Source organism: Dongia sp. (assembly GCF_041905885.1).
In the GTDB taxonomy this organism is placed as follows: Bacteria; Pseudomonadota; Alphaproteobacteria; order Dongiales; family Dongiaceae; genus Dongia.
Window position 1 is genome coordinate 239,423 of the sequence record NZ_JAYRKD010000003.1, and the last position, 25,768, is coordinate 265,190.

The window sequence follows — 25,768 nt, forward strand, 5'->3', positions numbered from 1 at the left end:
GACGCCCGCGCGGCGCTCTGCCAGATTGCGGCCCTGCGCGTCATCACGTTGGATTTGAAATCATGGGCCGTTGGGCCGGTACGGCGGGCCTGCTTCTGCTCGCGGTGCTCTGGGGCACGATGGTGCCCACCATCTCGCATCTGCTGAAGGCGTGGGATCCGCTGTTTCTGGCGGCAGTGCGCTATCTCGGCGGCGGTCCGGCGCTGCTGCCGATCCTGCTGCTGAGGGGCCGCAGCGCCGCCGCTCCGGCCCAGCCGGTCGGCTTTTGGAAGATCACCCTGCTGGGCGCGGTCGGGATCGGCGGCTATGCCGGGCTCTACACGCTGGGTGTTGCTCATTCGAATGTCGTCACCGCCGCAATCCTGAGCGCCGCCAGCCCGGCGGTCGCCACCATCACCGACCGGGTGATCTTCGGCCGCCGTCTCGATCGCCGCATGCTGCCCGGGCTCAGCCTGGCGATCATCGGCTGCGTCGTTGCCACGGTGGATTTCAGCCGGGCCGGAAATCCCTTCGACCTGCGCGGCGGCGAGCTGCTGATGCTGGCCGCCTTCGCCTGCTGGTCCTGGTACTCGACGGCGGCGCAGCGCTGGCTCGGCGGCTGGTCGCAGGTGCGCATTTCCTGCGTCACCATGACGGTCGGCGGCGTCGCGCTCACCGTCGTCTATCTGATCGTCGCCGGGCTGGGCGGCGTGCCGTTCCCACCGGCGGCGCCGGGCTCGACCGAGGACCTGCTGGTCCTGCTCTGGCTGGTCCTGGCCCTGGTCTCGTTCGGGGTCCTGCTCTGGAACTTTGGTGTGAAACGGAGCGGTGTGGTGACCGCCAGCCTCTATCTCAACTTGACCCCGATCGTCGCGATCCTGATCCTGTCGCTCGGCGGCACCACGCCGAACCTGCAGCAGGTGATCGGCGGGGCCATGGTGATCCTGGGCATCCTCTGGGCCGAGCTGGCGACGATGCGAAACGCCTCGCCGCCGCCCGCCGGCATCGACGAGGCACCGGGACTTTAACTAGGGGAGGGAGAGCGATGGGCAAGGTGGTTCTTTTCAAGCGCAGCGAGATGAAGTTCGAGGACTTCGGCGCCGAGAGCCCGGGCAGCGGGGCGCTGGCCCGGCTGGTCGGTCCCGACATGTCGAAGACGCTTGGCGCCGGTCTCGCCACTTTCGACGGCTGCTCAATCGACTGGACCGTGCTCTACGACGAGATGATCGTGGTGATCGAAGGCACCTTCCGCCTCGGCACGCCGGACGGCGAGATCTCGGCCAGGCCCGGCGACGTCATCTGGATCCCGGAGAACACGCCGATCTCCTATCGCGGCGAGAAATCGCTGGTCTGCTGGGCGCTCTATCCGGTCGATTGGCGCAAGCGCCACAACCTCTGAGGCGCTAAGCCTTGTGCAGGTGGTAGAACCGCTCCGAGCGCGCTTTCGCGCCGCAGGCGTCCTGGCGGCAGAATCGGCGCCGCTGGTTCTTGGTGCGGTCGATGAAGACCCAGGTGCAGCGCTCGCAGACCCGGAGCTGTGACGGCTTCTCGCGCGTCAGCATGTCATGGGCGGAGAGCGCGACCCGGGCCAGCACGGTGCCGAGCCCCGGCGCTGCCGCATCGGCGGTCCAGAGAAAGGCCTCGTCCTGCTGCGCGATCTCGGCGACGCCGACCGCCTCGGTGATCACCGCGCGGACCTTGGCGAAGTCCCTGGGCGCAACCGGCTGGCCGCCGGAAATCGCCGCCACCGTCCGCTGCAGCGCTTCGCGGAAGACATGCATCGCCTCGACCTGCCGCGCCGCGGCCGCGGGCTTGGCCTTGGCCGCCTGGGCGATGCTGCGTGCCTCGCCGGCGCCGAGGATCTCTGCGAACAGCGCCCAGTTGAGCGCGTCCTGATAGGTCGGGATGCGCTCGACCTCGCGGATCTTGGTATGACCGCCGGCGGTGTTGGCGAAGTCGAGGCAGGGCAGCCCGCCCACCAGGTCGAGGGGACCCCAGACATGGCCGGTCTCGATTGCCATGCCCGAATGGGCCGATTGCAGCGGCTCGTTTCGTTTCGTCACGTCGCGCTTATCCCTCGCGGCGCCATATTGACAGCGCCGCCTCCCTGGTTCCATAGTCTAACGGTCTAAATGCCTTTTAACCGTTGAAACTCGATCCCTTGATTCCGCCGCCGGCATGGTCCCATGCCGCAGCGGCGGGCATCAAGGGATCGCTTTGACCCATCGCCGGCGCGCGAAGACGCGGCGAGCGAACACCCATGGGAGGAACAGAATGATCAGGAATTTGCTCGCCGCGAGCGCCCTCGCGGCCGTCATAGGCTTGGGAATCGGCATCGCGCCGGCCCAGGCCGAGGATATCCCCATCGCCGTCGCCGGCCCGATGACCGGCCAGCTGGCTGCCTTCGGCGAGCAGCTGCGGCGCGGCTCAGAAATGGCGGTGAAGGACATCAACGCCGCCGGCGGCGTGATGGGCAAGCAATTGAAGCTGGTGGTCGGCGACGACCAGTGCGATCCGAAGCAGGCGGTGCAGGTCGCCAACGACATGGTGAGCCAGGGCGTCGTCTTCGTCGCCGGCCATTTCTGCTCCGGCTCGTCGATCCCGGCTTCGTCGGTCTATGCTGAGGAAGGCATCCTCGAGATCACGCCGGCCTCGACCAATCCCGCCTATACCGAGGATTCGCACGCAAAGGGCATCACGACCCTGTTCCGCACCTGCGGGCGCGACGACAAGCAGGGCCTGTTCGCCGGTCCCTGGCTCGCCAAGACCTATCCCGGCAAGAACGTGGCGGTGCTCGATGACCGTTCGGCCTATGGCCAGGGCCTGGCGAACGAGACCGCCAAGAACATGGAGGCCAACGGCCTCAAGCCCGCGATGCGGGAGAACTACACCGCCGGCGAGAAGGACTTCTCGGCGATGATCTCCAAAATGAAGGCGGCCAAGATCGATGTCGTCTATATCGGCGGCTATCATCCGGATTCCGCGCTGATGCTGCGCCAGGCCCGCGAGCAGGGTCTGAAGGCGCAGTTCATCTCGGCCGACGCCACCAACTCTCAGGAGTTCTGGTCGATCTCCGGTCCGGCGGGCGAGGGCATGCGTTTCTCCGATGCCTCCTCGGCGGTCAACCTCGATTCCGCCAAGGACGTGGTCGCGAAGTTCCGCGCCGAGGGCTATGAGCCCGAGGGCTACACCTTGAGTTCCTATGCCGCGATCCAGGCCTGGGCCGCCGCGGTCACGAAGGCCGGCACCACCGATGCGGAGAAGGTGGCGGAGGCGCTGCGTGCCAGCACCATCCCGACCGTGATCGGCGACCTCGGTTGGGACGAGAAGGGCGACCTGAAGAAGATTCGCTACGCCTGGTTCCTCTGGCATGACGGCAAATACGCACAGGAGCCGCTGAACTGATCGCTTCGCTCTCTGGCGATCGCAAGGCCCGGGCGTCCCACCCGGGCCTTTTTTCTTGCGCCGGTCCATGCTGCACGCGAGCATGCCGTCCAAGAAGAAAGCATGAAGGAGAATTGCCGATGACGTTGCGGCTCTATTTCCACCCCCTGTCATCCTTCTGCCACAAGGTGCTGACCGCGCTCTATGAGAACGACACGCCCTTCGCGGGCGAGGTCGTGAACTTCATGGACGAGGCGTCGTGGACGGCCTTCACCCGGCTCTGGCCGATCGGCCGTTTCCCGGTGCTGCGCGACGAGCAGCGCGGCAAGACCGTGCCGGAATCAACGGTGATCATCGAATACCTCGACCGCCATCGGCCCGGCCGCACCCGCTTCATCCCGGAGGACCGCGACCTCGCCGACGAGACGCGCTATTGGGACCGCTTCCTCGATCTCTATGTCCACGTGCCGATGCAGAAGATCGTGACCGACCGGCTCCGCCCGCAAGGCAGCAACGACGGCTTCGGCGTCGATCAGGCGAGAAATCTGATCGCCACCGCCTATGACATGCTGGAGACGCATCTCGCCGGACGGGAATGGATGAACGGCCGCGGCTTCAGCCTGGCCGACTGCGCCGCCGCCGGCCCGCTGCAATTCGCCGACATGCAGGTGCCGATCGGCGCACGGAAGAATCTCGGAGCCTATCTCGAACGGCTGAAGGCGCGGCCGTCCTACGCCCGCGTCTGGAAGGAAGCCGAGCCCTATCTGGCGATGGTGCCGAAATAGCGGCTTATATCTCCGCCGCGACCTTCAGCCCTTCGAATACCGCTTCCTCGGCGGTGCGTGGGGTGAGGCAGTCGCCGATCATGTGCACTTCGCCGGACCAGCTTTCGAGCTCGTCGGCCAGCGCGTCGACACGCTCGTGCCCGAGCGAGGCGACGACGGTGTTCACGTCCTCCAGCACGATCGGCTCGCCGTTGGTGGCGTGCTGCAGGTAGACCGTCTCGCCGTCGATGCCGTAGAGCCGCACCAGCGGGATGATCTCGACATTGAGCTTCTGCAATTCGCCCCACCAGTTGTCGCGGACGTATTGGTGGATGCGCTGCCCCGGCATGTAGCCGTCGACCGCGAGGCGCACCCGGCAGCCGGAGCGGGCCAGCTTCTCGGCGATCCCCATGCCGATCCAGTCGCAGCGCCAGTCGGCGACCACCACCGAGGTGCCGACATTGACCTCGTTCTTAATCACCTGCCAGGCGTTGACCACATGGCCGGTCTCGACACCCTCGATCTCCCCGGCGCGCGGCCTGGCGCCGGTCGCGACGATCACCGCGTCGGGTTTCAATTCATCGACCAGCGCACGGGTCACCTTGGTCTTGGTCACGACCTTCGCGCCGGCGAGCTGCATCTCGCGCGTGAGGTTGGTGACGATGCCGCCGAACTCGGCGCGGGTCGGCAACAGCTGTGCCAGCAAGGTCTGCCCGCCCAGCCGTTCGGTGGCCTCATAGACCGTGACGTCGTGGCCGCGCTCGGCCGCGACCGCGGCGGCCTTCATGCCGCCCGGGCCGCCGCCGGCGATCAGGATCCGCTTCTTCCTCGCGATCGGCTTGCGCTTGCCGTAGGTGAGCTCGCGCCCGGTCTCCGGATGCTGGATGCAGGAGATCGGGTAGCCGAGGTGGAAATGCCCGATGCAGGCCTGGTTGCAGGCGATGCAGGCGCGCACGTCGTCGAGCCGGCCCGCCTCGGCCTTGCCCGGCATCTCGGGATCGCAAATCAGCGCCCGGGTCATCCCGACCATGTCGGTCTGGCCCGAGGCGAGGATCTTCTCCGCGTCCTGCGGCTGGTTGATGCGGCCGGCGACGAAGATCGGGGTCTTCACCCGCGCCTTGGCCGCGGCGGCAAACGGCGCGACATAGCCATGCTCGAAGGCCATGGGTGCTGCGATGTGGATCGCGCCGCCGAAGCTCGCCGAATTGCCGACCACGATGTTGTAGAAGTCGAGCGTGCCCTCGAGTGCGCCCATCGCCTCCAGCGCCTCGCCGTCCTGCAAGCCGGCATAATCCTTCTCGTCGCCGCTGATCCGCATGCCGACGATCAGCTCGTCGCCGCATTCCTTGCGGATGGCGGCGATGATCTCGCGGATGAAGCGCAGCCGGTTCTCGGGGCTTCCGCCGTATTCGTCCTCGCGCAGGTTGACCCGCGGGTTCAGGAACTGCGCCGGCAGATAGCCATGGCTGGCCACGATCTCGACGCCGTCGAGGCCGGCTTTCTGCAGCCGTCGCGCGGCGCTGCCATAGCCGTCGATGATCTCGCGAATGATGCGCTTGGTCAGCGGCCGCGGCATCACGTGGAAGCGCTCGTTGGGCACCGCGGAGGGGGCGTAGGCGACCGGCGCGGTGCCGTCCTGGCTCTCCATCACCTCGCGGCCGGGGTGGAACAGCTGGCCGAACACGGTGGTGCCGTTGGCGTGGCAGACATCGGCGATCTTCTTGTAGCCCGGAATGCAGTCGTCGCTGGTCGCCATCAGCACATGGGTGGTGTAGCGCGCGGAATCATGCACACCGGCGACCTGGACGATGATCAGCCCGACCCCGCCCTCGGCCCGCGCCTGGTGATAGGCGACCAGCCGGTCGTTCGGCAGGGAATCCGTCGGCATGGTGGTGTCATGACCGGTGGACAGGATGCGGTTCTTGATGGTCTTGCCGCGGATGGTCAGAGGTGAAAAGAGATGTTGCAGAGTTGTGCCGGACAAATGCCCCTCCCAAGGCGAATGCGGTGACTGTGCGACGAATCCCGCGCGAAGGGCAAGGGGCGGGCACTCAGAATTGCTCGCCCAGATCTTTCGCCGCGGCCAGGATCTGCTCGGGATAGGGCGCGCCCTCGATCGCGCCGAACAGCAGCTCCAGACGGCGTTCCGGAACGCCGCAGTAATCCAGTATGCCGGTATCGAGCTGCGTCTTCATCGCCGCGTCGTAGCCGCGTTTCTGGTAGGCGGCGAGATCGCCGCCGGCGATGCCGATCATCCAGGCCCGGCGCTGCGGGAACTTGCGCGCGCCATAGGCCCAGCCGTTGTTCCACACCCGGTCGATCCACCCCTTCAGCAGCGCCGGCACCGACCACCACCAGACCGGAAAGACCATGACCGTGGCGTCGTTGCGCTCGACCCGCGCCATCTCGCGGCGGACTTCCTCCGAATAGATCTTGTCGGGGTCGTTCCAGTCGGGCTCGTCGGCTTCGTGCAGGACCGGATCGAAGCCTTCCCGCTGCAGGTCGGCCCATTCGAGCCGGTGTCCGTTCGCAGCAGCGGCGGCCGCAAAGGCATCCGCCGCCTGGCCGGTCAGGGAATCCCGCCGCGGGACGGCGAGCACCATCAGCACGTTCATGTGGAACTCCGAGGAAATGACGGCCGCATCATAGCGGCCGGCATTCACAGGGTCAGTAGCCGCCTTTGCCGGCGGGCTTCACGATGATCTTGGTCGCCAGGATGTGCACGATTCCGGCGATCACGATGGTCGGCAGCGAGGCCGTCGTGAAGTCATAGGGCGAATGGCTGACATAGGTGAGCGGGTTGAGGAGATAGATATAGGTCCCGCAACCCACCGCCATGGCGATCAGCGCCGCCGGGTTCCAGCCGCTCCAGAAGCGATAGGCCGTGCCCGGATGACCGACGAACAAGGCCCGCACGTCGATCTTGCGGTTCCGGAGGAAGAAGTAGTCGGCGATCTGGATCCCGCAGAGCGGCGCGAAGCTGACGCCGATGAAGGCCAGGAAGGAGCCGAAGTTGGCGAAGAACAGCTCCGGGATGAAGATGCCGACCAGCACAACGGGCGCGATGGTGAGGAGCAGCAGCACCGGCCAGGAACACTTGTCGAGCGCCGGGAAATGCCGCAGCCCGATCGCCGAGGCATAGACGCCCGCCACCGCCGTCCCGAGGTTGGCCGCGGCGACGAAGATGAGCGCGATGATGCCGTAGGTCGGGCCGCCGACGGTGCGCAGCCATTGCGCGGGATCGGAGATCTGCAGCGCCAGGATGCCGGCGACGCCGATCAGAGAGAGCAGGGGCACGGGTGCGCCCATGCCGACCATGATCGGCACCGCCGCCGTGCGGCCGCGCGGCGCCATGCGCACCATCGCGCCGATATAGGGCCACCAGGACAGCAGCGAGACGATGCCGATCTCGATGCCGGTGGTGTAGTCCCAGACCGGGTCGCCGGAAGCATAGGCGGGCTTGGCGGCGGCGATGTCGCCCCAGCGCTGGCTCAAGAGGATGTAGAGCATCCAGAAGCCGATGAAGACATGGGCCACCAGGATCTTGGCGATGCGATCGAGGCCGCCGGAACCCTTGAGCAGGAACAGGAAGACCAGGGCGCAGGCGACCAGGATGGTGATCGGCACCAGCAGGCTGGTCTCACCCTCGGCCATGAAGCCGAGCGCGATCAGGAGCTGGGTGGTCGATTTCGCGAAGAAGATCAGCAGCAGCGAGTTCCAGCCGACGATGGAGATCTGCTGCATCAAGGCCGGGATGATCCAGCCCTGAGAACCGAATTGCGGCTTGGTCGAGGCGATGGAATCGACGCCGAAGCGGATGCAGATCGGCACCGCGGCAATGGCGACGATCAACATGCCGATCATGCTGCCGGCGGCCAAGGCCATGAAGCCCTTGCCGAAGCCGAGATAATAGCCGACGTATTCGCCGATGATGTAGCACCAGGTGGCGGCGGCGGCGGTCGCCAGACTGATGCCGAGCTTCCAGGAACCCCAGTTGCGCTCGGCGGGAAGCAGCGGCCAGGCGCTCTTGTCGGCTTCCGCCGCGATCTGCATTTCCGTCGTCGTCATTGCAGCCCCCATCCGGTGACGAGCGCCACGATCGGCAAGGCGACGCCAAGCGCGATCAGCCAAAACCAGCTGGTGCCGTCGAAGTCCTCGCCCTGGTTCGCCGGGTTTTCGAGCAGCTTGATGCGGCGCTCGAGCTCCGCCGGAATCTCACTCGCCATGTTTTCCCCTCCCTATGTTTGAGCGGCGATTTGCGCGCCTTACTTTGTTTTCCCCTTGAACATCTCTTTCTCCGCATAGGGGAACCACCAGAAGTCCTGGTTCGACGCCTTGGGATCGAGCATCACGAACTTGGTGTTCTGGAACTGGTTCAGGCCCTCCGGCCCGAGCTGCCGGCCGGTGCCGGAGAGCTTGCGGCCGCCGAAGGGCAGGGCGTCGTTGTCGAGCAGCGGCGCGTTGATCCAGAGGATGCCGGATTCGATCTCGTTGACCGCGCGGAATGCCTCGTCCATGTCGAGGGTGTAGAGATTGGCGCCGAGCCCGTAGCGCGAGCGGTTGGCGAGCGCGATCGCTTCGTCGAAGCTGTCGACCCGGCAGATCGGTGCCACCGGTCCGAACGGCTCTTCGTTCAGGATCTCCATCTCCGGTGTCACATCGGTCAGCACCGTCGGCTCGACGAACCAGCCGCGGTTGAGGTTGGCCGGACGCCCGCCGCCGGTCAGCACCTTGGCGCCTTCCTTCCGGGCGCGGGCGATCAGGCCTTCGAAGCGGTCGCGTTGCTTCGACGTCGCGAGCGGACCGAGATCGACCTTCTCGAGGCCATTGCCGATCCGCAGCTTCTTCGCCTCCGCCGCCAGCCGCTCCGCGAACTCGTCGTGGATCTTGGTGTGGACGTAGAAGCGCTCGGAGGAAGTGCAGACCTGGCCGCAATTCAAGTAGGCGGCGAAGGCGGCGCCGCGCACCGCCATCTCCATCGGCGCCGAGGGCATGACGATCATCGGGTCGTTGCCGGAAGCTTCGATTAGGCAGGGCTTGAAGGTCTCGGCGCAGGTCTTCGCCACCGCCTGGCCGACCGCGACCGAGCCGGTATAGGCGACGCCATGGGTCTTGTTGCTGGCGACCAGGCGCTGGCCGACGCGGGCGCCGCCGGTCACCACCTGGATGAGCCCCGCTGGCAAGGCGGCGAACAGCTCCATGAATTTCAGGGTGGTCAGGCTGGTCTGCTCATGCGGCTTCACGATGACCGCATTGCCGGCCGCGAGCGCCGCCGCCGCTTCCCAGCACAGCAGCACCAGCGGATAGTTGAAGGGCAGGATGATGACGACGGTGCCGAGCGGCTCCTTGACCGCGAAATGGAACTGCCCCGGCACGGTGGTGCCGGCGACCCGGCCGGTCTCGTGCCGCGCGATCTCGGCGTAGTAGTCGAGCGCAGTCGCGCACCAGGAGACCTCGTCCACCGATTCCTTGAACGGCTTGCCTTCCTCGCGGGTCAGGCACTCGGCATACATCTCCTTGTTGCGCCGGAGCGTCGCCGCGACTTCGTGCAGGATGATGGCGCGGGTGCGGGTGTCCTGGGCGCACCACTTGCGCCGCGCGATGTCGGCTAGGTCGATCGCCTGGTCGACCTCGCCGTCGGTCGCGTCGGCGATGGCGCCGATCCGGTCCTCGGTCGCCGGCTCGATCACGTCCAATGTGCTGGTGCTCTTGCTGGCGACCAGTGCGCCGTCGAGGAACAGCTTGCCGGAAAGGCGTGCGAAATCGTCCAGGGCCGTCAAGGCGAGCCTCCCATCCTGTCTGGGTTGGTGTTTAATTTTTTTTGAATGATGCCATGTTTTTTTAATCACGCAAGCGGAATCAATTCGTGTCGCCGGAGGCCTGCGCCGTGTTACCAAGTCGGCACCAACAAGAGCGGAGTCTCGGGCGTGGCGAAGCGGGCGTTGCAGACCAAGCGGGCGCAGAAGAAGGAAAGCGACACCAGCGCGCTGGCGGTGGGGTCGCGCCTGAAGACGGTGCGCGAGCAGGCCGGCCTCTCGCAGCGCGAGCTTGCGAAGCGCGCGGGCGTCACCAACGCCACGATCTCGCTGATCGAGCAGGACAGCCATGCGCCGTCGCTGGCCTCGCTGCACCGGATCTTGAACGCGATTCCGATCTCGATGGCGGAGTTCTTTGCGCTGCCGGTCTCGCGCCAGAATGCGCTCTTCTACAAGAAGGCCGATCTCGCCGTGGTGACCCGGGGCGGTGCCGATCTCCGCGTGCTGGGCTCCGAGCGGCGGGACAAGAAGCTGCAGCTCTTCTACGAGCGCTACGCGCCCGGGGCAGATACCGGCGCGGAGGCGATCGTCCATAACGGCGAGACCGCGGCGGTGGTGATCCAGGGCACGGTCGAGCTGGAGGTGAGCGGGGAACGCCACAGGATCGAGGCGGGCGGCGGGTTCCAGCTGTTCACAAAGCAGCCCTATCGCCTGTTTAATGTGGGAAAGCAGACCGCGGTGGTGGTCTGCGCCTGTACCCCGCCGCTTATTTAGCGCCTCCAGTTGACATTCGGCGCCCAGCCGCCTTTTCTGCGGCGGTGCAAACGCTGAGGTCCTGATGATTCCCCGCTATTCGCGCCCCGAAATGGCGCGCATCTGGGAGCCGGAAAACCGGTTCCGTATCTGGTTCGAGATCGAAGCCCATGCCTGCGACGCCCAGGCCGAATTGGGCGTTATCCCCAAGGAAGCCGCCAAGGCGGTCTGGGGACGCGGGAAGTGGGAGATCGCGCGAATCGACGAGATCGAGCGCGAGACCAAGCATGACGTGATCGCGTTCTTGACCAATCTCGCCGAATATGTCGGCCCCGAGGCGCGCTTCGTGCACCAGGGCATGACCTCGTCCGACGTGCTCGACACCTGCCTCGCCGTGCAGATGAAGCAGGCTGCCGAGCTGCTGCTCGCCGATCTCGATGCGCTGCTGGCGGCTTTGAAGCGCCGCGCGCTCGAGCACAAGATGACGCCGACCATCGGCCGCAGCCACGGCATCCACGCCGAGCCGACCACCTTCGGCGTGAAGCTCGCCGGCCATTATGCCGCTTTCGACCGCGCCAGGCAGCGCCTGCTCGCGGCCAAGGACGAGATTGCGACCTGTGCCATCTCGGGGGCCATCGGCACCTTCGCCAATATCGACCCCAAGGTCGAGGCCCATGTGGCGAAGCAGCTCGGCCTGCATGTCGAGCCGGTCTCGACCCAGGTGATCCCGCGCGACCGCCACGCGATGTTCTTCGCGGTGCTCGGCGTGATCGCGAGCTCGATCGAGAATCTCTCGACCGAGATCCGCCACCTGCAGCGCTCCGAAGTGCGCGAGGCGGAGGAGTATTTCTCGCCGGGCCAGAAGGGCTCCTCGGCGATGCCGCATAAGCGCAACCCGGTTTTGTCCGAGAACCTGACCGGCCTGGCCCGGGTCGTGCGCGCGGCGGTGACGCCGGCGCTGGAGAACGTCACCCTCTGGCACGAGCGCGACATCTCGCATTCCTCGGTCGAGCGGGTGTTCGGCCCCGACGCGACCATCGCGCTCGATTTCGCGCTCGCGCGCCTAACCGGCATGATCGACAAGCTGATCGTCTATCCGGAAGCGATGCAGGCCAATCTCGACCGCTATTCCGGCCTGGTCCATTCGCAGCGCGTGCTGCTGGCGCTGACGCAAGCCGGGCTCTCGCGCGAGGATTCCTACCAGGCGGTGCAGCGCAATGCGATGAAGGTCTGGCTCGAGGGCAAGGATTTCTTGACCGAGCTGCTGGCCGACCCGGCGGTCGCCGCCAAGATCTCCAAGGCCGCGCTGACCGAATGCTTCGACCTCGGCTATCACTTCAAGCATGTCGACACCATCTTCCGCCGCGTCTTCGGCGATTGACGATCTCGTCGCCTGGTGCGCCGCGCATCCGATCCCGGATGCGGATGCCGAGCGCTTCCTCCGCCATCTGAGCAGCGGCCCGGCGGCGATCATCGACGCCCGCGACGCCGGCGCGGTCTGTGTCATTCTCGATCGCGCCCGTTCCGGCACCGGCTGTGCGCCGGTGGAGCTGGCCGGCCTGCGTCCAGGGGCGATGACGGATGCGCTGGCGGATTCACTCGTGGCGGAGATCGCGGCAAGGTCGCGCCGGCTCGGCCTCAAGGGCGTCGATCTGATGATCACGCCGGAATGGGCGCCGCACCGCCGCAGCATCGAGAATGCCGGCTTCGCCTATGCCTATGGCGATCTCGACATGCATTGTCCCGAGCCGGATTGGGGGCAGGACCTGGCTTTGCCCAAGCTGCTGCAATGGCGCGACATCGTGCCGAGGCTGGTCGATGATTTCTTGCGCACGTATCGTGCGGCCTTCGCGGGCCTGCCGGGCGTCTATTTCCCCGATGAATCGGAGCAGCGGCGGGTGATCGCGGTCGGACGCGGCGCTATCCGCGTGCTCTGCGACGGCGGCCGCGTGCTGGCCGCGCTGCGCTATTCGCCGGACCAGGCCTTCCTGCATTCGATCGTCCGCGATCCCGCGGTGAAGGGCAGGGGATTCGGACGCCTGGTGCTCGACGAAGCGCGCCGCCAATTGCCGGGCCGGGCGCTCAGCCTAAACGTGGTCAGCAGCAATCGCGTGGCGCTCGATCTCTACAAGCGCCACGGGTTTGCGATCACGGCGGACCGGGATGTGCTGACGCGGAGTGTCTAGGCTTCCGACTTGATCTGGGCGACGGCGGCGCTCATCAGCTCGGTCATCTGCTTGCGCAAGCGATGCTCGGACATATCGACGCCGCGCTGCTTGAAGTCGGCGAGCAGCTTGTCGACCACGTCCTGGTCGCCCGGCTTCTCCATATCCGCCTTCACCACGCCCTTGGCAAAGGCTTCGGCGTCGGCGCCGTGGATGCCGAGCAGGTTGGCGGCCCAAAGCCCCAGCAATTTGTTGCGCCGGGCGGTCGCTTTGAACTCCAGCTCCTTGTCGTGCTTGAACTTGTTCTCGAACGACGATTCGCGTTCATCAAAGCTGCTCATTGGGGCGTCTCCTGGGGCGCTCTATTCGTAAATCCTTGCCGGTAAAATGGTTGGACGGTATCCCTCCGTCAAGTCTATAAGAATCGACTTTCGCGGGCGGCGCGGCGGTCTGGAGCCGCAGCATATCCCGCTGAATTCCGCTGATTTCATGGGACATGCACGAGCCCCATCATGTGCAGCGTCATCGTTCTTTTTCGTCCCGGTCATGATTGGCCGATCCTTTGGGCCAGCAATCGCGACGAGATGCTGGACCGGCCCTGGACCGCGCCGGCGCGGCACTGGCCGGACAGGCCCGAAGTGATGGCCGGCCGCGACGAGCTCGCGGGCGGCACCTGGCTCGGCTTGAACGATCTCGGCGTCGTCGCCGGCATCCTCAACCGCCGCGACACGCTGGGCCCGCAGCCCGGCAAGCGCAGCCGCGGCGAGCTGGTGCTCGACGCGCTCGACTTCGCCGATGCCGCGGATGCGGTCGCGATGCTGACCGAGCTCGACACCAATGCCTATCGCCCATTCAACATGGTGGTTGCGGACAACACCCAGGCTTACTGGCTGCGCAACCTCGGCGAGGAGGTCGAGGCCTTTCCCTTGGCCGAGGGCGTCACCATGGTCACGGCTTCCGATGCCAACGACCCGACTTCGAAACGGATCCGTCATTTCCTGCCGCTCTGGCAGGCGGCCGAGGCGCCGGATCCCGAGCATGACGACTGGACCGAGTGGCAGGAGCTGCTGACCTCGCGCGAATACGCGCCGGACGGCAGCGCCTTCGACGCGATGAACATCATCTCCAACAGCGGCTTCGGCACCGCGTCTTCGTCGCTGATCGCGCTGCCCGGCGTGCAATGGGCCGACCGCAAGCCGGTCTGGCGCTTCACCGCGGGCAGGCCGGACCGCACCCCCTGGCAGACCATCCAGCTCTGATGCCGGACGCGAAGCGCCATTGCGCCATTCGCCGGTCGCTGCTAGAAATGTTATAACATAACATTCTGGAGGGCAGCGATGGCGCGTCGGGTTTTGCGAAAGGTGATGGTCTCGGCGGCTTTCCTGATGGCGCTGGCCGGGCCTGCGGTGGGGCAGGAAAAGCCGCGGGTGGTTGCCACCTTCACCATCATCGGCGACCTGGTGGAAGCGGTCGGGGGCGATGCGGTCAGCGTCACCACCTTGGTCGGCCCGGACGGCGACGCCCATGTCTTCGAGCCGAGGCCGACGGATGTCGCCGCGGTGGCCAAGGCCGACCTCATCGTCGCCAACGGGCTGGGCATGGAGCCCTGGCTCGAACGCCTGACCGAGGCCGCCGACTTCAAGGGCAAGACCGTGATCGCCAGCGCCGCGGTCACACCGCTGCCGTTCAAGGAGGAGGCGGATTCTTCCGGCGCCATGCCCGACGATCCGCATGCCTTCCAGGATCTTGCCAACGGCCGGCTCTACGTGAAGGCGATTGCTGCGGCGCTCGAAGCGCTGGCGCCCGACCAGGCCGGCGCGATCGCCGCTCGCGCCGCCAGGCTCGATGCCGAGATGATGGCGCTCGACGCCGAGATCAAGGCGAAGCTCGCGGCTCTGCCGGCGCCGAACCGGCGGATCCTCACATCGCATGACGCCTTCCACTACTTCGGCAAGGCCTATGGCCTCGACATCCTCTCGATCCAGGGAGCCAGCACGGAGACAGAGCCCTCCGCCGCGGATCTCGCCGAGATCGCGCGCCAGGCGAAGAGCGGCCATGTGAAAGCAATCTTTCTGGAAAACATGGCGAACCCGACGCTGGCGCAAACCATCAGCAGTGAATCCGGCCTGCCCGTGGGCGGCGCGCTGGTCGCGGATGCGCTGACTAAGCCGGGCGGCCTCGCGCCGCATTATCTCGACATGTTCAAATACAATCTCGCGGCGTTGCTGAAGGTTCTGCAGTGAGCTAGGGTGCGCCGCGCGTGGAGGCGCGGTGAGTCGGAGATCCGCGTGAGTCGCTTCATCGGCCCGTTGCTGGCCTTCCTGATCCCGTCGACTTCACCGCCAGCGCGGGCAAGAACCGCAAGGTCACCTTCGTCTTCTCGGTGAAGCCGCCGCGTCCCGTGGACCCGAAGACCCAGCAGCTCAAGGTCGAGATCAACGACCGCGAGTATTACGTCGAGGTCGATCTCGCCGAGGAACAGCCGATCCTGTTCCACGGCAACGCGGGCGTCACCTGCGAAGCCAGGATCCGCGACGACCACGAGAACGCCTATTACGGCGGCTTCGTCACGCCCCAGGAGATCACGCTGTCATGTCATTGATCCGGCGCAGTCTCCTCGTCGCGCTCGCCGTCCTCTGCGGCGCGCAGCTGGCGCAGGCCGATACGGCCTCGCCGTTCGGCGTCGGCGCCGCGGGTGCTGAATCCACGGCCGGCGCGGCGGCGCAAGGACAGCCCTCCGTCCTGCGCCGGGTCGGCGCCTGGGTGATCATGCTGCGGTCCAAGGTCAACCGCGCGATCAACGCCCAGCTTATGGCGATCAAGGCGGGCGACAGCCTTGGGCACTCTGGGGCGGGTTGCTGATCGGCTTTCTCTACGGCGTCTTTCACGCCCTCGGGCCGGGCCACGGCAAGAGCATCATCATCGGCTATTTCCTCGGCCGGGAGGCGCATCCCTGGCACGGCATCGCCATGGCGAGCTGGATCTCCTTGAGCCACGTGGTCAGCGCCATCGTCATCGTGACCGTGCTGCATTTCATCCTCTCGCAGAGCCTCGCCTCGCCGGTCGATGAGGTCGATGGCCTGCGCGTCTTCAGCTATGGCGCGATCCTGCTGATCGGTCTCGGCATGCTGTGGCAGGCTTTGCGTGGCGGCGGCCACGAACACCATCACGGACACAGCCACGCCCATGGCGAGCGCTGCGCCCATGTGCCAGGGGCGCGGCCAGGGGCACGCGGCGGGAGCAGGGGCTACTGGGCTTCGCCGCGGGCTTCATCCCCTGCTCGGGCGCGATCCTGATCCTGGTCTTCGCGCTGACCAACGGCATCGTCCTCTCCGGCATTGCGATGACCCTGGCGATCGCGGTCGGCATGGCGATCACCCTCTCGGTCATGGGGGTGGCGAGCATCCTGGTCCGGCGCCAGATCGTGCTCCGGCTCCCTGCGAGCGCCGATGCCAGCCGGGCCTTCGGCCTCATCGGGCCGATTCTCGTCACTGCAATCGGCGCAGTGCTCCTATGCGGCGCATTGCTTCTCCCGCCTGCCTGATAACCGTCTGAAAAAGCGTCGAAAATCGAGACGGCGCGGCCTTGTGCGCTGCGGTCGCCCGTGATTGTTTCCGGCGGGGGTACCTGCTAGAAGGTGCCGAAACCACCGCGACTCCCGCCAACCCCGTCGGGATGACCGGTTGTCGGAGAATCGGATGTCCCGCCGTCGTCGCATTTATGAGGGCAAGGCCAAGGTTCTGTTCGAAGGGCCGGAGCCGGGGACCCTCGTCCAGTATTTCAAGGACGACGCAACCGCCTTCAACAACCAGAAGAAGGGCACGATCACCGGCAAGGGCGTGCTCAACAACCGCATCTCCGAATACCTGATGACCAAGCTCGGCGAGATCGGCGTGCCGACCCATTTCGTGCGCCGCCTCAACATGCGCGAGCAGCTGGTGCGCGAGGTCGAGATCATCCCGCTCGAGGTGGTGATCCGCAACGTGGTGGCGGGCTCGCTCTCGAAGCGCTTCGGCATGCCGGAAGGGACCCAGCTGCCGCGCTCGATCGTCGAGTATTACTACAAGTCCGACGAATTGAACGACCCGATGGTCTCCGAAGAGCATATCACCGCCTTCGGCTGGGCGACGCCCCAGGACATCGACGAGATCCTGGCGATGTCGCTCCGGATCAACGATTTCCTGCTCGGGCTCTTCCTCGGCGTCGGCCTGCGCCTGGTGGATTTCAAGCTCGAGTTCGGCCGGCTCTACGAGAACGAGGAGATGCGCCTAGTCCTCGCCGACGAGATCAGCCCCGACAATTGCCGGCTCTGGGATACCAAGACCGGCGAGAAGCTCGACAAGGACCGCTTCCGCCGCGACCTCGGCAATGTCGAGGAAGCGTATCAGGAAGTCGCGCGCCGCCTCGGCATTCTGCCCGAGGGCGGCCCGCGCGACATGAAGGGTCCCGCCACGATGCAGTGACGCGTTCACTGATTGCGAAGAACGGAGTGTCATGAAAGCCCGCGTCCACGTTACCCTCAAGAACGGCGTCCTCGATCCACAGGGACGCGCCATCGCCAACGCCCTTCACTCGCTCGGCTTCGCCTCGGTCGGCGATGTGCGCCAGGGCAAGTTCATCGAAATCGATTTGAAAGAGACCGACAAGGCCAAGGCCAAGTCGGAAGTCGACCAGATGTGCGCCAAGCTGCTGGCAAACACGGTGATCGAGAACTACTCGGTCGATCTGGTGGAGTAGGGCGCCATGAAATCCGCGATCATCGTCTTCCCCGGCTCCAACCGCGAGAAGGATGCCGAGGCCGCGCTGACCGAGATCGGCGGCACGCCGCCGGTCCTGGTCTGGCACCGCGACACCGAGCTGCCGAAGGTTGATCTCGTGCTGGTCCCCGGCGGCTTCTCCTACGGCGATTATCTCCGCTGCGGCGCCATCGCCGCGCATTCGCCGATCCTGCGCGAAGTGAAGGCGCGGGCCGAGAAGGGCATGGCGGTGCTCGGCATCTGCAACGGCTTCCAGATCATCTGCGAGGCGGGCCTGCTGCCGGGCGTGCTGATGCCGAATGCCGGCCTCAAGTTCGTCTGCCGCAATGTGAACCTGCGGGTCGAGACCTCGCAGTCGCTGTTCACCTCGCGCTACGAGAAGGGCCAGGTGCTCTCGGTGCCGGTGGCGCATCACGACGGCAACTACACCTGCGATGAAAAGACTCTCGACCAAATGGAAAGCCGCGACCAGATCGCCTTCCGCTACTGCGCACCCGATGGATCGCTCGATCCGGCGCATAACCCGAACGGCTCGGTCCGCTCGATCGCCGGCGTCTTCAACAGCGAGAAGAACGTGCTGGGCCTGATGCCGCATCCGGAGAACGCGATCCGCGAGATGCTGGGCTCGACCGACGGCCGCGGGATTTTCAAGGCGATGGCGGAGGCTCTCGCGGCATGAGTGCGGCCACTTCGAAGATCACCCCGAACACCATCGCCGAGCACGGCCTCACCAAGGAAGAATACGACCTCATTCTCGAGATCATGGGCCGCGAGCCCTCGATGACCGAGCTCGGCATATTCTCAGTGATGTGGTCAGAGCATTGCTCCTACAAGTCCTCGCGCGTGCACCTGAAGAAGCTGCCGACCAAGGCGCCCTGGGTGATCCAGGGCCCGGGCGAGAATGCCGGCGTCATCGACATCGGCGACGGCCAGGCCGTTGTCTTCAAGATGGAAAGCCACAATCATCCGAGCTTCATCGAGCCCTACCAGGGTGCGGCGACCGGGGTCGGCGGCATCATGCGCGACGTCTTCACCATGGGCGCGCGGCCGATAGCCAACTTGAACGCCTTGCGCTTCGGCGCGCCCGACGATCCGAAGACCAAGCACTTGGTCTCCGGCGTGGTCGCCGGCATCGGCGGCTACGGCAATTGCATGGGCGTGCCGACCGTCGGCGGCGAAGTAAACTTCCACCCCAGCTACAACGGCAACATCCTGGTCAACGCGATGACCGTGGGCCTGGCCGATGCGAACAACATCTTCTATTCGGCGGCGGCGGGCCTCGGCAATCCGGTGATCTATGTCGGCGCCAAGACCGGCCGCGACGGCATCCATGGCGCCACCATGGCCTCCGCGGAATTCAACGAGGATTCCGAGGAGAAGCGCCCGACCGTCCAGGTCGGCGATCCCTTCACCGAAAAGCTGCTCCTGGAGGCCTGTCTCGAGCTGATGGCCACGGACGCCATCGTCGCGATCCAGGACATGGGTGCCGCCGGTCTGACCTCGTCTTCGGTCGAGATGTCGTCCAAGGGCGGCCTGGGTCTCGAGATCGATCTCGACAAGGTGCCGGTGCGCGAGACCGGCATGACCGCCTATGAGATCATGCTCTCGGAGAGCCAGGAGCGCATGCTCATGGTGCTGAAACCCGAGGGCCGCGAGAAGGCCCGGGCGATCTTCGAGAAATGGGAATTGGATTTCGCCGAGATCGGCGTCCTTACAGACACCGGCCACCTGGTGCTGAAGAAGAACGGCAAGGTCGAAGCCGACATGCCGGTGGCGCCGCTGGTCGACAAGGCCCCGGTCTATCAGCGCCCCTGGGTGCCGTCGCCGGAGCAGCCGGTGATCGTCGCCAACAAGGTTCCTGCCCCGCAGGACCTGATGGCGGTGCTGAAGCAGCTAGTTTCCTGCCCCGACCTCGCCTCGAAGCGCTGGGTCTGGGAGCAATACGACCACCTGGTCATGGGCCATACCGTGCAGCGGCCCGGCGGCGACTCCGCTGTGGTGCTGATCCCGCAGGGCAAGGACGGCAAGGTCGGCAAGAAGGCGCTCGCCATGAGCTCCGACTGCACGCCGCGCTATTGCCAGGCCGACCCGAAGGTGGGCGGCGCGCAGGCCGTCGCCGAGAGCTGGCGGAACTTGACCGCGGTCGGCGCCAAGCCGCTTGCCGTCACCGACAACATGAACTTCGGCAACCCGCAGCGCCCAGAAATCATGGGCCAGTTCGCGCTGGCGATCGAAGGCATGGCGGAAGCCTGCATCGCCCTCGACTATCCGGTCGTCTCCGGGAACGTCTCGCTCTACAACGAGACCAACGGCAAGGGCATCCTGCCGACGCCGACCATCGGCGGCGTCGGCGTCATCGCCGACGTCACGAAGTCGCCGAAGATCGGCTTCAAGCAATCGGGCGATTCCATCTATCTGATCGGCGAGACCGCCGGCTGGCTCGGCTGCTCGGTCTTCCTGCGCGAGATCCACGGCCGGGAGGAGGGCGCACCGCCGCCGGTCGACCTCGTGGCCGAGCGGCGCAACGGCGACTTCGTGCGCAACCTGATCGAGCGCGGCCTGATCACCGCCTGCCACGACGTCTCGGACGGCGGCACCCTGGTCGCGATCGCCGAGATGGCGATCGCGTCGGGCATCGGCTGCGACCTCTTGGCGCGGCCGAAGGAGAGCCCCGACCACGCCTTCTGGTTCGGCGAGGACCAGGGCCGCTATGTCCTCACTGTCCGTCAGGCTGATGTCGCGGTGCTGGAGCTGCAGGCCAAGGAGATGGGCATCGCCTTCCGCTATCTCGGCAAGACCGCGGGCGCGGATTTGACTCTGACCGGGGCCGGGGCCATATCTGTTTCCGAGCTGAAATCGGCCCATGAAGCCTTCTTCCCGAAGCTCATGGGCGCTTCTAAGTGATTGAAAGGATAGGGTGATTGGATGGCGATGGAAGCCAGTGAAATCGCCAGGCTGATCAAGGAGGCGATCCCCGACGCCGAGGTGGTGATCGAGGACCTGCGCGGCGACGGCGACCATTATGCCGCCCAGGTCACCTCGGCGACCTTCGTCGGCAAGAGCCGGGTGCAGCAGCACCAGATGGTCTACCAGGCCCTCAAAGGGCGGATGGGCGACCAGCTGCATGCGCTGGCCCTGCAAACCAATCCGCCGGCGAACGCATAGCCGGACATAGCCTAGAGGCTTTAATATTGGCGGCCTATACTGAAGGCACGCCCAGTGAGAGGAACGAGCGATGAGTGACAACCCGGTCGTTGACCGTATCCAGAACGACATCACCTCGAACGACGTCGTGCTCTACATGAAGGGCACCCCGGTCTTCCCGCAATGCGGCTTCTCCGCGGCGGTGGTGCAATGCCTCAGCCATTTGGGCGTGAAGTTCAAGGGCATCGACATCCTGACCGACCCCAGCTTGCGCCAGGGCATCAAGGAATTCTCGCAGTGGCCGACCATCCCGCAGCTCTACGTGAAGGGTGAGTTCGTCGGCGGCTGCGACATCGTCCGCGAGATGTACCAGTCCGGCGAGCTCCAGGAGATGCTGAAGACCAAGGGCGTCAGCTTCAACGAAGCGGCTTGATCGCCGCGACAGGCCGGGGCGCGCCGCAGCCCCGGCAGCCTACCTCTTCCAGTCCACATCCGCGTCAAAGACCTTGTCCCGGCTGTAGCCGGTGACTTGCGCATAGGCGCGCGTCTCGATCCCACCGGTGCTGACGCTGACGCTTGACACATAGTAGCTGTAGCCGGCGCCGTATTTCGTGCGCGCCCGGCGTTCTGCTTCGGCGGTGAGATCGGCCGGTCGCCAATAGAAGATCTGGAAGACCTCGGAGACGACCATCAGTGCGCCAAAGGCGAAGCCGGTCCAGGGCAGAGCGGTGGATCGGCCGGCGGCCCGGCGCGCGGCCAGGATCGTCTTGTCGCGCACCGCCAGGTAGATCCAAAGCAGCAGCGCGAAGGAAGCGAAGAACGCGACGATCGGGAAGACCGTCGCCAGGGTGTCGACATGGAGCTTTGCCTGCAGGAGCCCGAGCGGCGAGCGCAGCGGCGCCGTCAGCGCCAGGCCGAAGGCGACGGCAATCTCGCCGGCCGCGAGCCAGCCCATCAGTCGCGCGGCGCCGAGACTGCCTTTGAGGATCAGCGTGCCGAGCGCGAGGTACAGGACACCGGTCAGCATCGCGGTGCCTGGGTCCGATTTGCGCACTACCCAACCGGCATAAACGATGCTGATCAGCCCGGCGGCGACCAGCACGAGGCCGATCGGGCGCAGCGCCTTCGCGGCCGCTTTCGGCACGGCGGCGAGGGCCAGGTACCGCCGCAGCTGATAGGCGAAGACCACTGCGGCGAGGCAGGCCGCCGGTGCCACCAGCGCGATCATGGCCGAGAGGGCAATGCGGCCGCCGGTGCCGTAGAGATCCTGCATCCGGCAGGCGAAATACCAGCCGGTGCCGTAGAGATCGAAGACCGCCGGCGCCACCACCATCAGCAGCGCGCCGAACCCCGCGATCGGCAGGTAATAGGGATTGATCGCCGGGCCGTTCAGGCTGGCGCGCTGCACCTCGCCCTCCGCCGCCAGGCGCAGGCGCGGCTGCACCCAGAAGGCGACGGCGGCGGCGATCGGCGCCAGCACCAGGCAGCCACGAACCATATTACGCGGCAGCACGAAGCATTCGTAATTGGCGGTGAGATCCCAAGGGATCATGTACATGAAGGTCGGGTAGCGCAGGCCGAACCCGATGAACGTCGTAACGATCCCGACGATCAGTCCCGCGACGACCGGCAGCAGGATGATGGCAGCCGCGCGCCGGCCGCTGCCCGTGGCCCAGCGCAGGAAGTCGCCGTCCGCAGGGACGTCGACCTCATCCGCGGGATCGTTCCCCATTGCCGCTCGCACGCCTGCCCGGGCACCAAAGCCTTAGATTGTAAAATAGATACTCCGCTTCACTGCAGGATGCAAACGAGCGGATGATCAATCGCTAAGCGGATCTATCGCCACTCATAGGCCGCCATCGACAGGCTGCCGAGATTGAAGCTGTCGTGCAGGCGCTTGCCCTTGGCGCCGGTGCCGCCGTTGGAGGCGGCGCCCATCGCGACCAAGAGGGGCAGGAAATGCTCCTCGCTCGGATGGGCGAGCGTCGCGTTTGGCGCCTGGTCGCGATATTGCGCCAGCGCCGCCGCGTCGCCGGCCGCGATCTTCTGGTCGACCCAGCGATCGAACTCCGCCGCCCAGTCGACGGTGCCGCCGCGACCGTCGCGGTTGAGCCAGCGCAAATTATGCACGGCGCCGCCGGAGCAGAAGATCAGCACGCCTTCCTGGCGCAGCGGTGCCAGCGCCGCGCCCAGCTTCAGATGCGCCGCGGCGTCGCCGCCGTCGATCAGCGAGAGCTGCACCACCGGGATGCCGGATTGCGGGAAGACCAGCATCAGCGGGTTCCAGCAGCCGTGGTCGCGCCCGCGCTGGGCATCGATCTCGGCCGCGATGCCGGCGTCTTTGAGCAGCGCGACCGCGCGGGCCGCGAGTTCCGGCGAGCCCGGTGCATCGAATTGCAGCTCATAGAGCGCCTTCGGGAAGCCGGCGAAATCGTGGATCGTCTTCGGGGCTGCGGCGCCGGTCGCGCGCGCAACCGGACTCTCCCAATGCGCCGAGATGCAGAGGACGGCTGTGGGCTGCGGCAGCTTGGCGCCGAGGCCGAGCAGGAATTTCCTGGCCGGAATGTCCTCGAACGGCAGCATCGGGCTGCCATGCGAGACGAAGACGACGGGCATCTGGGGGGATGCGATCTCAGTCACGAATACCGCCTTTCAGGCGCACAGACTTACCGGCAAGCAGGGGTGGTTTTCAACTGGTGATGCCGGAGGGTGCGCTTAGGCCCTGAAGCGCCGCGCCTTGGCGCTTCGGCCGGCCAGGCGCACATGGCGACGGCGGCGATATCGCGCAGCGCCGCGTCGTCGCCGAAGGCCTTATGCATCACGCCCAGGCTCTGTGTCACCGCGCTGTAGAAGCGCGCGAGCTGCTTTGGACTGGCGCTCGCCGGAATCTGGCCCTCCCGCCGGGCCCGCGCGATCGCCTGTTCGAGCAGAGTCTCCATGGTCTGGATCTTCTCGGCGACATGCGCGTCGATGCGCTTCGAACCGGTGCCGAAGGCGAGGCTGGTATTGGTCAGCAGGCAGCCACGCGGATTGGCGGGATCGCCCATGCGGGCGATGACTGCTTCGAGCAGCCGCTGGATGCCGAGGCGGACGTTCGGGTTGGAAAGGTGCCGGAACGGCGCCGCGCCGTGGCGTTCGATGTAGCGGTCGAGCGCCGCGATGAACAGGTCCTCTTTGTCGCCGAACGTATTGTAGAGGCTGCCGCGGCCGAGCCCGGTCGCGGCCTCGAGCTCCTGGATGCTCACCACGTCATAGCCGCGGCGCCAGAATACCTCGGCGGCGTTGGCCAATACCTTTTCGGCATCGAACTCCTTGGGTCGTGCCATGTTGCGCTCCGCTCCTCGCTGGCGAATTTTTGAACGTATATCACAGAATAATTCTTGACTGTTAATTACAAAATAGGCTTGATGCCGGCCGCGACGATTTGTCGATCCCGCAACAGGAGCCCATCCCATGTCCTTGCAAGAGAAGCTTTCCGCCTTTAAGGCCAGTTTCGAATCCGGCCGGCCGCCGTTCGAGGCGGTTCCCGCCGAAGCCCATGCGGCGATGCGGCGCGCGGTGGACGAATTGCGCGCCTCCGGCATCGCCGAGCGCGCGCTGCGCAGCGGCCCCGCGCCGCTCTTCGCCCTGGAAGACGCCTATGGCATGCGGGTGCCGATCGGCGATCTGTTGATGAAGGGGGCGGTGGTCCTGAGCTTCTATCGCGGCGCCTGGTGTCCCTATTGCAACATCGAGCTCCAGGAACTCGAGCTCCATGCGTCGCGCATCCGCGCCGCGGGGGCGACCTTGGTCACCGTCACCCCGCAGAGCGCCGCCAACAGCCGCAAGATGATCGAGCAGCACAAGCTCAGCTATCTGATGCTCAGCGATCCCGGCAACGTCGTCGCCGAGCAATACGGCCTGCGGTTTCGCATGCCCGACTACCTGATCGCGCTCTACAGGCAGCTTGGCGTCGATCTTCAGGCCTTCAATGGCGACGCGAGCTGGACCCTGCCGATGCCGGCGCGTTACGTGATCGACCGCCAGGGCGAGATCCGCTACGCCAAGGCCGATCCCGACTACACCCGCAGGCCGGAGCCGCTGGAGGTCGTTCTGGTGCTGGAAGCGCTGACCAGGAGCGCAGCGTAGGGCAGGGCAAATGGCCGATATCGGGGAGCCGGCGGGCAACGCGCCGGCTTTCGATCGGCGGCGCACGATCGGCCTGTTGTGCGGCCTGCTTTCGGTCTTCCTGTTCTCCAGCTTCACCCTGGCCTCGCGGCTCGGCTTCTCGTCGTCGCTGACCTTGCCCGATATCGCGGCGCTGCGGTTCGGGATCGGCGGCATGCTGCTGCTGCCCGTGCTGTTGCGCACCGGCCTTGCCGGCGTCCGCTGGTGGCAGGCCGCGCTGCTGGCCTTGTTCGGCGGCCTGGGATTTGCGCCCGCTGCCTATGCCGGTTTCGCGCTGGCGCCGGCGGCCCATGGCGCGGTGCTGCTGCACGGCACACTGCCGCTGACCACGCTGGCCGTGCTCAGCCTATCCGCACCGCAGCGTCGCACCGCCGCTCAGAAGCTCGGCACCCTCATCATTGCCGGCGGCATCGTCTTGATGGGCTTTGACAGCTGGGCCGGGGCAAACGTCAGGCAGCTTATCGGCGACGGCTTCCTGCTGCTCGCTTCGCTGCTCTGGTCGGCCTATGGCGTGCTGTCGCGCCGCCTCGGACTGCCGCCGGCGCAAGGCGCGGCCATCGTCGCCGTGTTCTCCATGTGCGCCTTCCTGCCGGTTTATGCAGTCATCCCTGGCAAGGCGCTGCTCGCGGTGCCGCTTCATGCCTTGCTGCTGCAGATTCTCGTTCAGGGCGTGCTCATCGGCGCTGTGTCGATCTTCGTCTACACCCGGGCGGTGGCGAGCTTGGGCCCGACCATGACCGCATTCTTCACCGCCGCGGTGCCCTGCGTGACCACGCTGGCGGCAATCCCGTTGCTCTCGGAAGTCCCGGGCCCGGCCGGCATTCTGGGTGTCGTCGCCGTGACGAGCGGAATGATCATGGGCCTGCGCGCGGTGCGCGGCGAAACCCGACTCTGATGCG

Annotated in this window: 30 protein-coding genes and 1 pseudogene; 21 read left to right on the forward strand and 10 right to left on the reverse strand. The window is 66.1% G+C overall.

Translation table 11 applies throughout. The features are described 5' to 3' along the window. The first annotated feature begins 62 nt into the window (after nucleotides 1-62). Nucleotides 63-1,007, forward strand: a complete 945-nt coding sequence (locus ACH2CY_RS04490) for a DMT family transporter (RefSeq protein ID WP_395016386.1) — start codon at nucleotides 63-65, stop codon at nucleotides 1,005-1,007. A gap of 17 nt (nucleotides 1,008-1,024) precedes the next feature. After that, the gene (locus tag ACH2CY_RS04495) at nucleotides 1,025-1,378 is read left to right on the forward strand and encodes a hypothetical protein (RefSeq protein WP_395016389.1); all 354 of its coding nucleotides are present in this window, start codon (nucleotides 1,025-1,027) and stop codon (nucleotides 1,376-1,378) included. Between the two features lie 4 nt (nucleotides 1,379-1,382). On the opposite strand, the gene ACH2CY_RS04500 is transcribed toward ACH2CY_RS04495, so the two are convergent. Continuing rightward, nucleotides 1,383-2,042: a CGNR zinc finger domain-containing protein gene (locus ACH2CY_RS04500; RefSeq protein WP_395016391.1), complete on the reverse strand. Its 660-nt coding sequence runs from the start codon at nucleotides 2,040-2,042 to the stop codon at nucleotides 1,383-1,385. 211 nt (nucleotides 2,043-2,253) lie between these two features. On the opposite strand from ACH2CY_RS04500, the gene ACH2CY_RS04505 reads away from it, so the two are divergent. Both ACH2CY_RS04505 and ACH2CY_RS04510 read left to right on the forward strand, forming a co-directional pair. Then, entirely contained in the window at nucleotides 2,254-3,384 is a 1,131-nt protein-coding gene (locus ACH2CY_RS04505; RefSeq protein WP_395016394.1) for a branched-chain amino acid ABC transporter substrate-binding protein, read from the forward strand. Between the two features lie 119 nt (nucleotides 3,385-3,503). After that, nucleotides 3,504-4,148: a glutathione S-transferase family protein gene (locus ACH2CY_RS04510; RefSeq protein ID WP_395016396.1), complete on the forward strand. Its 645-nt coding sequence runs from the start codon at nucleotides 3,504-3,506 to the stop codon at nucleotides 4,146-4,148. 4 nt (nucleotides 4,149-4,152) lie between these two features. Here the strand turns inward: ACH2CY_RS04510 and ACH2CY_RS04515 are convergent, their stop codons facing one another. From ACH2CY_RS04515 to ACH2CY_RS04535, 5 genes are all read right to left on the reverse strand, one after another. Then, entirely contained in the window at nucleotides 4,153-6,111 is a 1,959-nt protein-coding gene (locus ACH2CY_RS04515; RefSeq protein WP_395016398.1) for an FAD-dependent oxidoreductase, read from the reverse strand. 67 nt (nucleotides 6,112-6,178) lie between these two features. Next, nucleotides 6,179-6,742: an NAD(P)H oxidoreductase gene (locus tag ACH2CY_RS04520; protein WP_395016400.1), complete on the reverse strand. Its 564-nt coding sequence runs from the start codon at nucleotides 6,740-6,742 to the stop codon at nucleotides 6,179-6,181. A 52-nt stretch (nucleotides 6,743-6,794) separates the two neighbouring features. Then, a complete protein-coding gene (locus ACH2CY_RS04525; protein WP_395016401.1) occupies nucleotides 6,795-8,195 on the reverse strand; it encodes a cytosine permease in 1,401 nt (466 codons plus the stop codon). After that, nucleotides 8,192-8,353: a hypothetical protein gene (locus ACH2CY_RS04530; protein ID WP_395016403.1), complete on the reverse strand. Its 162-nt coding sequence runs from the start codon at nucleotides 8,351-8,353 to the stop codon at nucleotides 8,192-8,194. The genes ACH2CY_RS04525 and ACH2CY_RS04530 overlap by 4 nt, the downstream gene beginning before the upstream one ends. A gap of 39 nt (nucleotides 8,354-8,392) precedes the next feature. Continuing rightward, the gene (locus ACH2CY_RS04535) at nucleotides 8,393-9,907 is read right to left on the reverse strand and encodes an aldehyde dehydrogenase family protein (protein ID WP_395016404.1); all 1,515 of its coding nucleotides are present in this window, start codon (nucleotides 9,905-9,907) and stop codon (nucleotides 8,393-8,395) included. A gap of 147 nt (nucleotides 9,908-10,054) precedes the next feature. Between ACH2CY_RS04535 and ACH2CY_RS04540 the strand changes: the two genes are divergently transcribed. From ACH2CY_RS04540 to ACH2CY_RS04550, 3 genes are all read left to right on the forward strand, one after another. After that, a complete protein-coding gene (locus ACH2CY_RS04540; RefSeq protein ID WP_395016406.1) occupies nucleotides 10,055-10,657 on the forward strand; it encodes a helix-turn-helix domain-containing protein in 603 nt (200 codons plus the stop codon). A gap of 64 nt (nucleotides 10,658-10,721) precedes the next feature. Then, entirely contained in the window at nucleotides 10,722-12,017 is a 1,296-nt protein-coding gene (purB, locus tag ACH2CY_RS04545) for an adenylosuccinate lyase (RefSeq protein ID WP_395016409.1), read from the forward strand. Further along, on the forward strand, nucleotides 11,980-12,822 hold the full coding sequence (locus tag ACH2CY_RS04550) for a GNAT family N-acetyltransferase (protein WP_395016412.1): 843 nt from the start codon (nucleotides 11,980-11,982) through the stop codon (nucleotides 12,820-12,822). The genes purB and ACH2CY_RS04550 overlap by 38 nt, the downstream gene beginning before the upstream one ends. Here ACH2CY_RS04550 and ACH2CY_RS04555 read toward each other — a convergent pair. After that, the gene (locus tag ACH2CY_RS04555; RefSeq protein ID WP_395016415.1) at nucleotides 12,819-13,142 is read right to left on the reverse strand and encodes a DUF1476 domain-containing protein; all 324 of its coding nucleotides are present in this window, start codon (nucleotides 13,140-13,142) and stop codon (nucleotides 12,819-12,821) included. The genes ACH2CY_RS04550 and ACH2CY_RS04555 overlap by 4 nt on opposite strands. 171 nt (nucleotides 13,143-13,313) lie before the next feature. On the opposite strand from ACH2CY_RS04555, the gene ACH2CY_RS04560 reads away from it, so the two are divergent. From ACH2CY_RS04560 to grxD, 12 genes and pseudogenes are all read left to right on the forward strand, one after another. Further along, nucleotides 13,314-14,060, forward strand: coding sequence for an NRDE family protein (locus tag ACH2CY_RS04560; RefSeq protein ID WP_395016418.1), 747 nt, complete (start codon nucleotides 13,314-13,316; stop codon nucleotides 14,058-14,060). Nucleotides 14,061-14,138: 78 nt separating this feature from the next. After that, nucleotides 14,139-15,044 carry a metal ABC transporter solute-binding protein, Zn/Mn family gene (locus tag ACH2CY_RS04565; protein ID WP_395016419.1) on the forward strand — a complete coding sequence of 302 codons (906 nt, stop codon included), beginning with the start codon at nucleotides 14,139-14,141 and terminating at the stop codon, nucleotides 15,042-15,044. A 104-nt stretch (nucleotides 15,045-15,148) separates the two neighbouring features. Next, a pseudogene (locus ACH2CY_RS04570) lies at nucleotides 15,149-15,403 on the forward strand (DUF1007 family protein); the annotation flags it as partial. Further along, nucleotides 15,394-15,663: a hypothetical protein gene (locus tag ACH2CY_RS04575; protein WP_395016422.1), complete on the forward strand. Its 270-nt coding sequence runs from the start codon at nucleotides 15,394-15,396 to the stop codon at nucleotides 15,661-15,663. The pseudogene ACH2CY_RS04570 and the gene ACH2CY_RS04575, both read left to right, overlap by 10 nt. Continuing rightward, nucleotides 15,657-16,097, forward strand: coding sequence for a hypothetical protein (locus tag ACH2CY_RS04580; protein WP_395016424.1), 441 nt, complete (start codon nucleotides 15,657-15,659; stop codon nucleotides 16,095-16,097). Before ACH2CY_RS04575 ends, ACH2CY_RS04580 begins: the two co-directional genes overlap by 7 nt. Next, nucleotides 15,998-16,345, forward strand: coding sequence for a hypothetical protein (locus tag ACH2CY_RS04585; protein WP_395016563.1), 348 nt, complete (start codon nucleotides 15,998-16,000; stop codon nucleotides 16,343-16,345). Before ACH2CY_RS04580 ends, ACH2CY_RS04585 begins: the two co-directional genes overlap by 100 nt. 154 nt (nucleotides 16,346-16,499) lie before the next feature. Continuing rightward, nucleotides 16,500-17,264 carry a phosphoribosylaminoimidazolesuccinocarboxamide synthase gene (gene purC, locus ACH2CY_RS04590; RefSeq protein ID WP_395016426.1) on the forward strand — a complete coding sequence of 255 codons (765 nt, stop codon included), beginning with the start codon at nucleotides 16,500-16,502 and terminating at the stop codon, nucleotides 17,262-17,264. 31 nt (nucleotides 17,265-17,295) lie between these two features. Beyond that, a complete protein-coding gene (purS, locus tag ACH2CY_RS04595) occupies nucleotides 17,296-17,538 on the forward strand; it encodes a phosphoribosylformylglycinamidine synthase subunit PurS (protein ID WP_395016428.1) in 243 nt (80 codons plus the stop codon). A gap of 6 nt (nucleotides 17,539-17,544) precedes the next feature. Next, nucleotides 17,545-18,237, forward strand: a complete 693-nt coding sequence (gene purQ / locus ACH2CY_RS04600; RefSeq protein WP_395016430.1) for a phosphoribosylformylglycinamidine synthase subunit PurQ — start codon at nucleotides 17,545-17,547, stop codon at nucleotides 18,235-18,237. Continuing rightward, nucleotides 18,234-20,462, forward strand: a complete 2,229-nt coding sequence (purL, locus tag ACH2CY_RS04605) for a phosphoribosylformylglycinamidine synthase subunit PurL (RefSeq protein ID WP_395016431.1) — start codon at nucleotides 18,234-18,236, stop codon at nucleotides 20,460-20,462. Before purQ ends, purL begins: the two co-directional genes overlap by 4 nt. Before the next feature lie 21 nt (nucleotides 20,463-20,483). Next, nucleotides 20,484-20,723 carry a BolA/IbaG family iron-sulfur metabolism protein gene (locus tag ACH2CY_RS04610; RefSeq protein ID WP_395016432.1) on the forward strand — a complete coding sequence of 80 codons (240 nt, stop codon included), beginning with the start codon at nucleotides 20,484-20,486 and terminating at the stop codon, nucleotides 20,721-20,723. Between the two features lie 70 nt (nucleotides 20,724-20,793). Further along, nucleotides 20,794-21,135 (forward strand): Grx4 family monothiol glutaredoxin, encoded by a 342-nt coding sequence (gene grxD / locus ACH2CY_RS04615; protein WP_395016434.1) that lies wholly within the window; start codon nucleotides 20,794-20,796, stop codon nucleotides 21,133-21,135. Nucleotides 21,136-21,174: 39 nt separating this feature from the next. Here grxD and ACH2CY_RS04620 read toward each other — a convergent pair whose 3' ends face one another. The 3 genes from ACH2CY_RS04620 to ACH2CY_RS04630 all read right to left on the reverse strand — a co-directional run bounded on the left by ACH2CY_RS04620 (nucleotide 21,175) and on the right by ACH2CY_RS04630 (nucleotide 24,028). After that, nucleotides 21,175-22,434 carry a hypothetical protein gene (locus ACH2CY_RS04620; RefSeq protein ID WP_395016437.1) on the reverse strand — a complete coding sequence of 420 codons (1,260 nt, stop codon included), beginning with the start codon at nucleotides 22,432-22,434 and terminating at the stop codon, nucleotides 21,175-21,177. Nucleotides 22,435-22,538: 104 nt separating this feature from the next. Next, nucleotides 22,539-23,342, reverse strand: a complete 804-nt coding sequence (locus ACH2CY_RS04625) for a DODA-type extradiol aromatic ring-opening family dioxygenase (RefSeq protein ID WP_395016439.1) — start codon at nucleotides 23,340-23,342, stop codon at nucleotides 22,539-22,541. Nucleotides 23,343-23,368: 26 nt separating this feature from the next. Then, nucleotides 23,369-24,028, reverse strand: coding sequence for a TetR/AcrR family transcriptional regulator (locus ACH2CY_RS04630; RefSeq protein ID WP_395016442.1), 660 nt, complete (start codon nucleotides 24,026-24,028; stop codon nucleotides 23,369-23,371). A 127-nt stretch (nucleotides 24,029-24,155) separates the two neighbouring features. Here ACH2CY_RS04630 and ACH2CY_RS04635 point away from each other — a divergent pair, with 127 nt between their 5' ends. After that, a complete protein-coding gene (locus ACH2CY_RS04635) occupies nucleotides 24,156-24,830 on the forward strand; it encodes a peroxiredoxin-like family protein (RefSeq protein WP_395016444.1) in 675 nt (224 codons plus the stop codon). Between the two features lie 10 nt (nucleotides 24,831-24,840). Continuing rightward, a complete protein-coding gene (locus ACH2CY_RS04640) occupies nucleotides 24,841-25,764 on the forward strand; it encodes a DMT family transporter (protein ID WP_395016447.1) in 924 nt (307 codons plus the stop codon). Nucleotides 25,765-25,768: the final 4 nt, after the last annotated feature.

What these genes read in the sequence shown, in the direction of transcription:
- ACH2CY_RS04490 (WP_395016386.1), top strand. Translation starts at nt 63, where the DNA reads ATGGGCCGTTGGGCCGGTACGGCGGGCCTGCTTCTGCTCGCGGTGCTC.
- ACH2CY_RS04495 (WP_395016389.1), top strand. Translation starts at nt 1,025, where the DNA reads ATGGGCAAGGTGGTTCTTTTCAAGCGCAGCGAGATGAAGTTCGAGGAC.
- ACH2CY_RS04505 (WP_395016394.1), top strand. Translation starts at nt 2,254, where the DNA reads ATGATCAGGAATTTGCTCGCCGCGAGCGCCCTCGCGGCCGTCATAGGC.
- ACH2CY_RS04510 (WP_395016396.1), top strand. Translation starts at nt 3,504, where the DNA reads ATGACGTTGCGGCTCTATTTCCACCCCCTGTCATCCTTCTGCCACAAG.
- ACH2CY_RS04520 (WP_395016400.1), bottom strand. Translation starts at nt 6,742, where the DNA reads ATGAACGTGCTGATGGTGCTCGCCGTCCCGCGGCGGGATTCCCTGACC.
- ACH2CY_RS04525 (WP_395016401.1), bottom strand. Translation starts at nt 8,195, where the DNA reads ATGACGACGACGGAAATGCAGATCGCGGCGGAAGCCGACAAGAGCGCC.
- ACH2CY_RS04530 (WP_395016403.1), bottom strand. Translation starts at nt 8,353, where the DNA reads ATGGCGAGTGAGATTCCGGCGGAGCTCGAGCGCCGCATCAAGCTGCTC.
- purB (WP_395016409.1), top strand. Translation starts at nt 10,722, where the DNA reads ATGATTCCCCGCTATTCGCGCCCCGAAATGGCGCGCATCTGGGAGCCG.
- ACH2CY_RS04550 (WP_395016412.1), top strand. Translation starts at nt 11,980, where the DNA reads ATGTCGACACCATCTTCCGCCGCGTCTTCGGCGATTGACGATCTCGTC.
- ACH2CY_RS04555 (WP_395016415.1), bottom strand. Translation starts at nt 13,142, where the DNA reads ATGAGCAGCTTTGATGAACGCGAATCGTCGTTCGAGAACAAGTTCAAG.
- ACH2CY_RS04560 (WP_395016418.1), top strand. Translation starts at nt 13,314, where the DNA reads ATGTGCAGCGTCATCGTTCTTTTTCGTCCCGGTCATGATTGGCCGATC.
- ACH2CY_RS04565 (WP_395016419.1), top strand. Translation starts at nt 14,139, where the DNA reads ATGGCGCGTCGGGTTTTGCGAAAGGTGATGGTCTCGGCGGCTTTCCTG.
- ACH2CY_RS04575 (WP_395016422.1), top strand. Translation starts at nt 15,394, where the DNA reads ATGTCATTGATCCGGCGCAGTCTCCTCGTCGCGCTCGCCGTCCTCTGC.
- purC (WP_395016426.1), top strand. Translation starts at nt 16,500, where the DNA reads ATGTCCCGCCGTCGTCGCATTTATGAGGGCAAGGCCAAGGTTCTGTTC.
- purS (WP_395016428.1), top strand. Translation starts at nt 17,296, where the DNA reads ATGAAAGCCCGCGTCCACGTTACCCTCAAGAACGGCGTCCTCGATCCA.
- purQ (WP_395016430.1), top strand. Translation starts at nt 17,545, where the DNA reads ATGAAATCCGCGATCATCGTCTTCCCCGGCTCCAACCGCGAGAAGGAT.
- purL (WP_395016431.1), top strand. Translation starts at nt 18,234, where the DNA reads ATGAGTGCGGCCACTTCGAAGATCACCCCGAACACCATCGCCGAGCAC.
- ACH2CY_RS04610 (WP_395016432.1), top strand. Translation starts at nt 20,484, where the DNA reads ATGGCGATGGAAGCCAGTGAAATCGCCAGGCTGATCAAGGAGGCGATC.
- grxD (WP_395016434.1), top strand. Translation starts at nt 20,794, where the DNA reads ATGAGTGACAACCCGGTCGTTGACCGTATCCAGAACGACATCACCTCG.
- ACH2CY_RS04620 (WP_395016437.1), bottom strand. Translation starts at nt 22,434, where the DNA reads ATGGGGAACGATCCCGCGGATGAGGTCGACGTCCCTGCGGACGGCGAC.
- ACH2CY_RS04630 (WP_395016442.1), bottom strand. Translation starts at nt 24,028, where the DNA reads ATGGCACGACCCAAGGAGTTCGATGCCGAAAAGGTATTGGCCAACGCC.
- ACH2CY_RS04635 (WP_395016444.1), top strand. Translation starts at nt 24,156, where the DNA reads ATGTCCTTGCAAGAGAAGCTTTCCGCCTTTAAGGCCAGTTTCGAATCC.
- ACH2CY_RS04640 (WP_395016447.1), top strand. Translation starts at nt 24,841, where the DNA reads ATGGCCGATATCGGGGAGCCGGCGGGCAACGCGCCGGCTTTCGATCGG.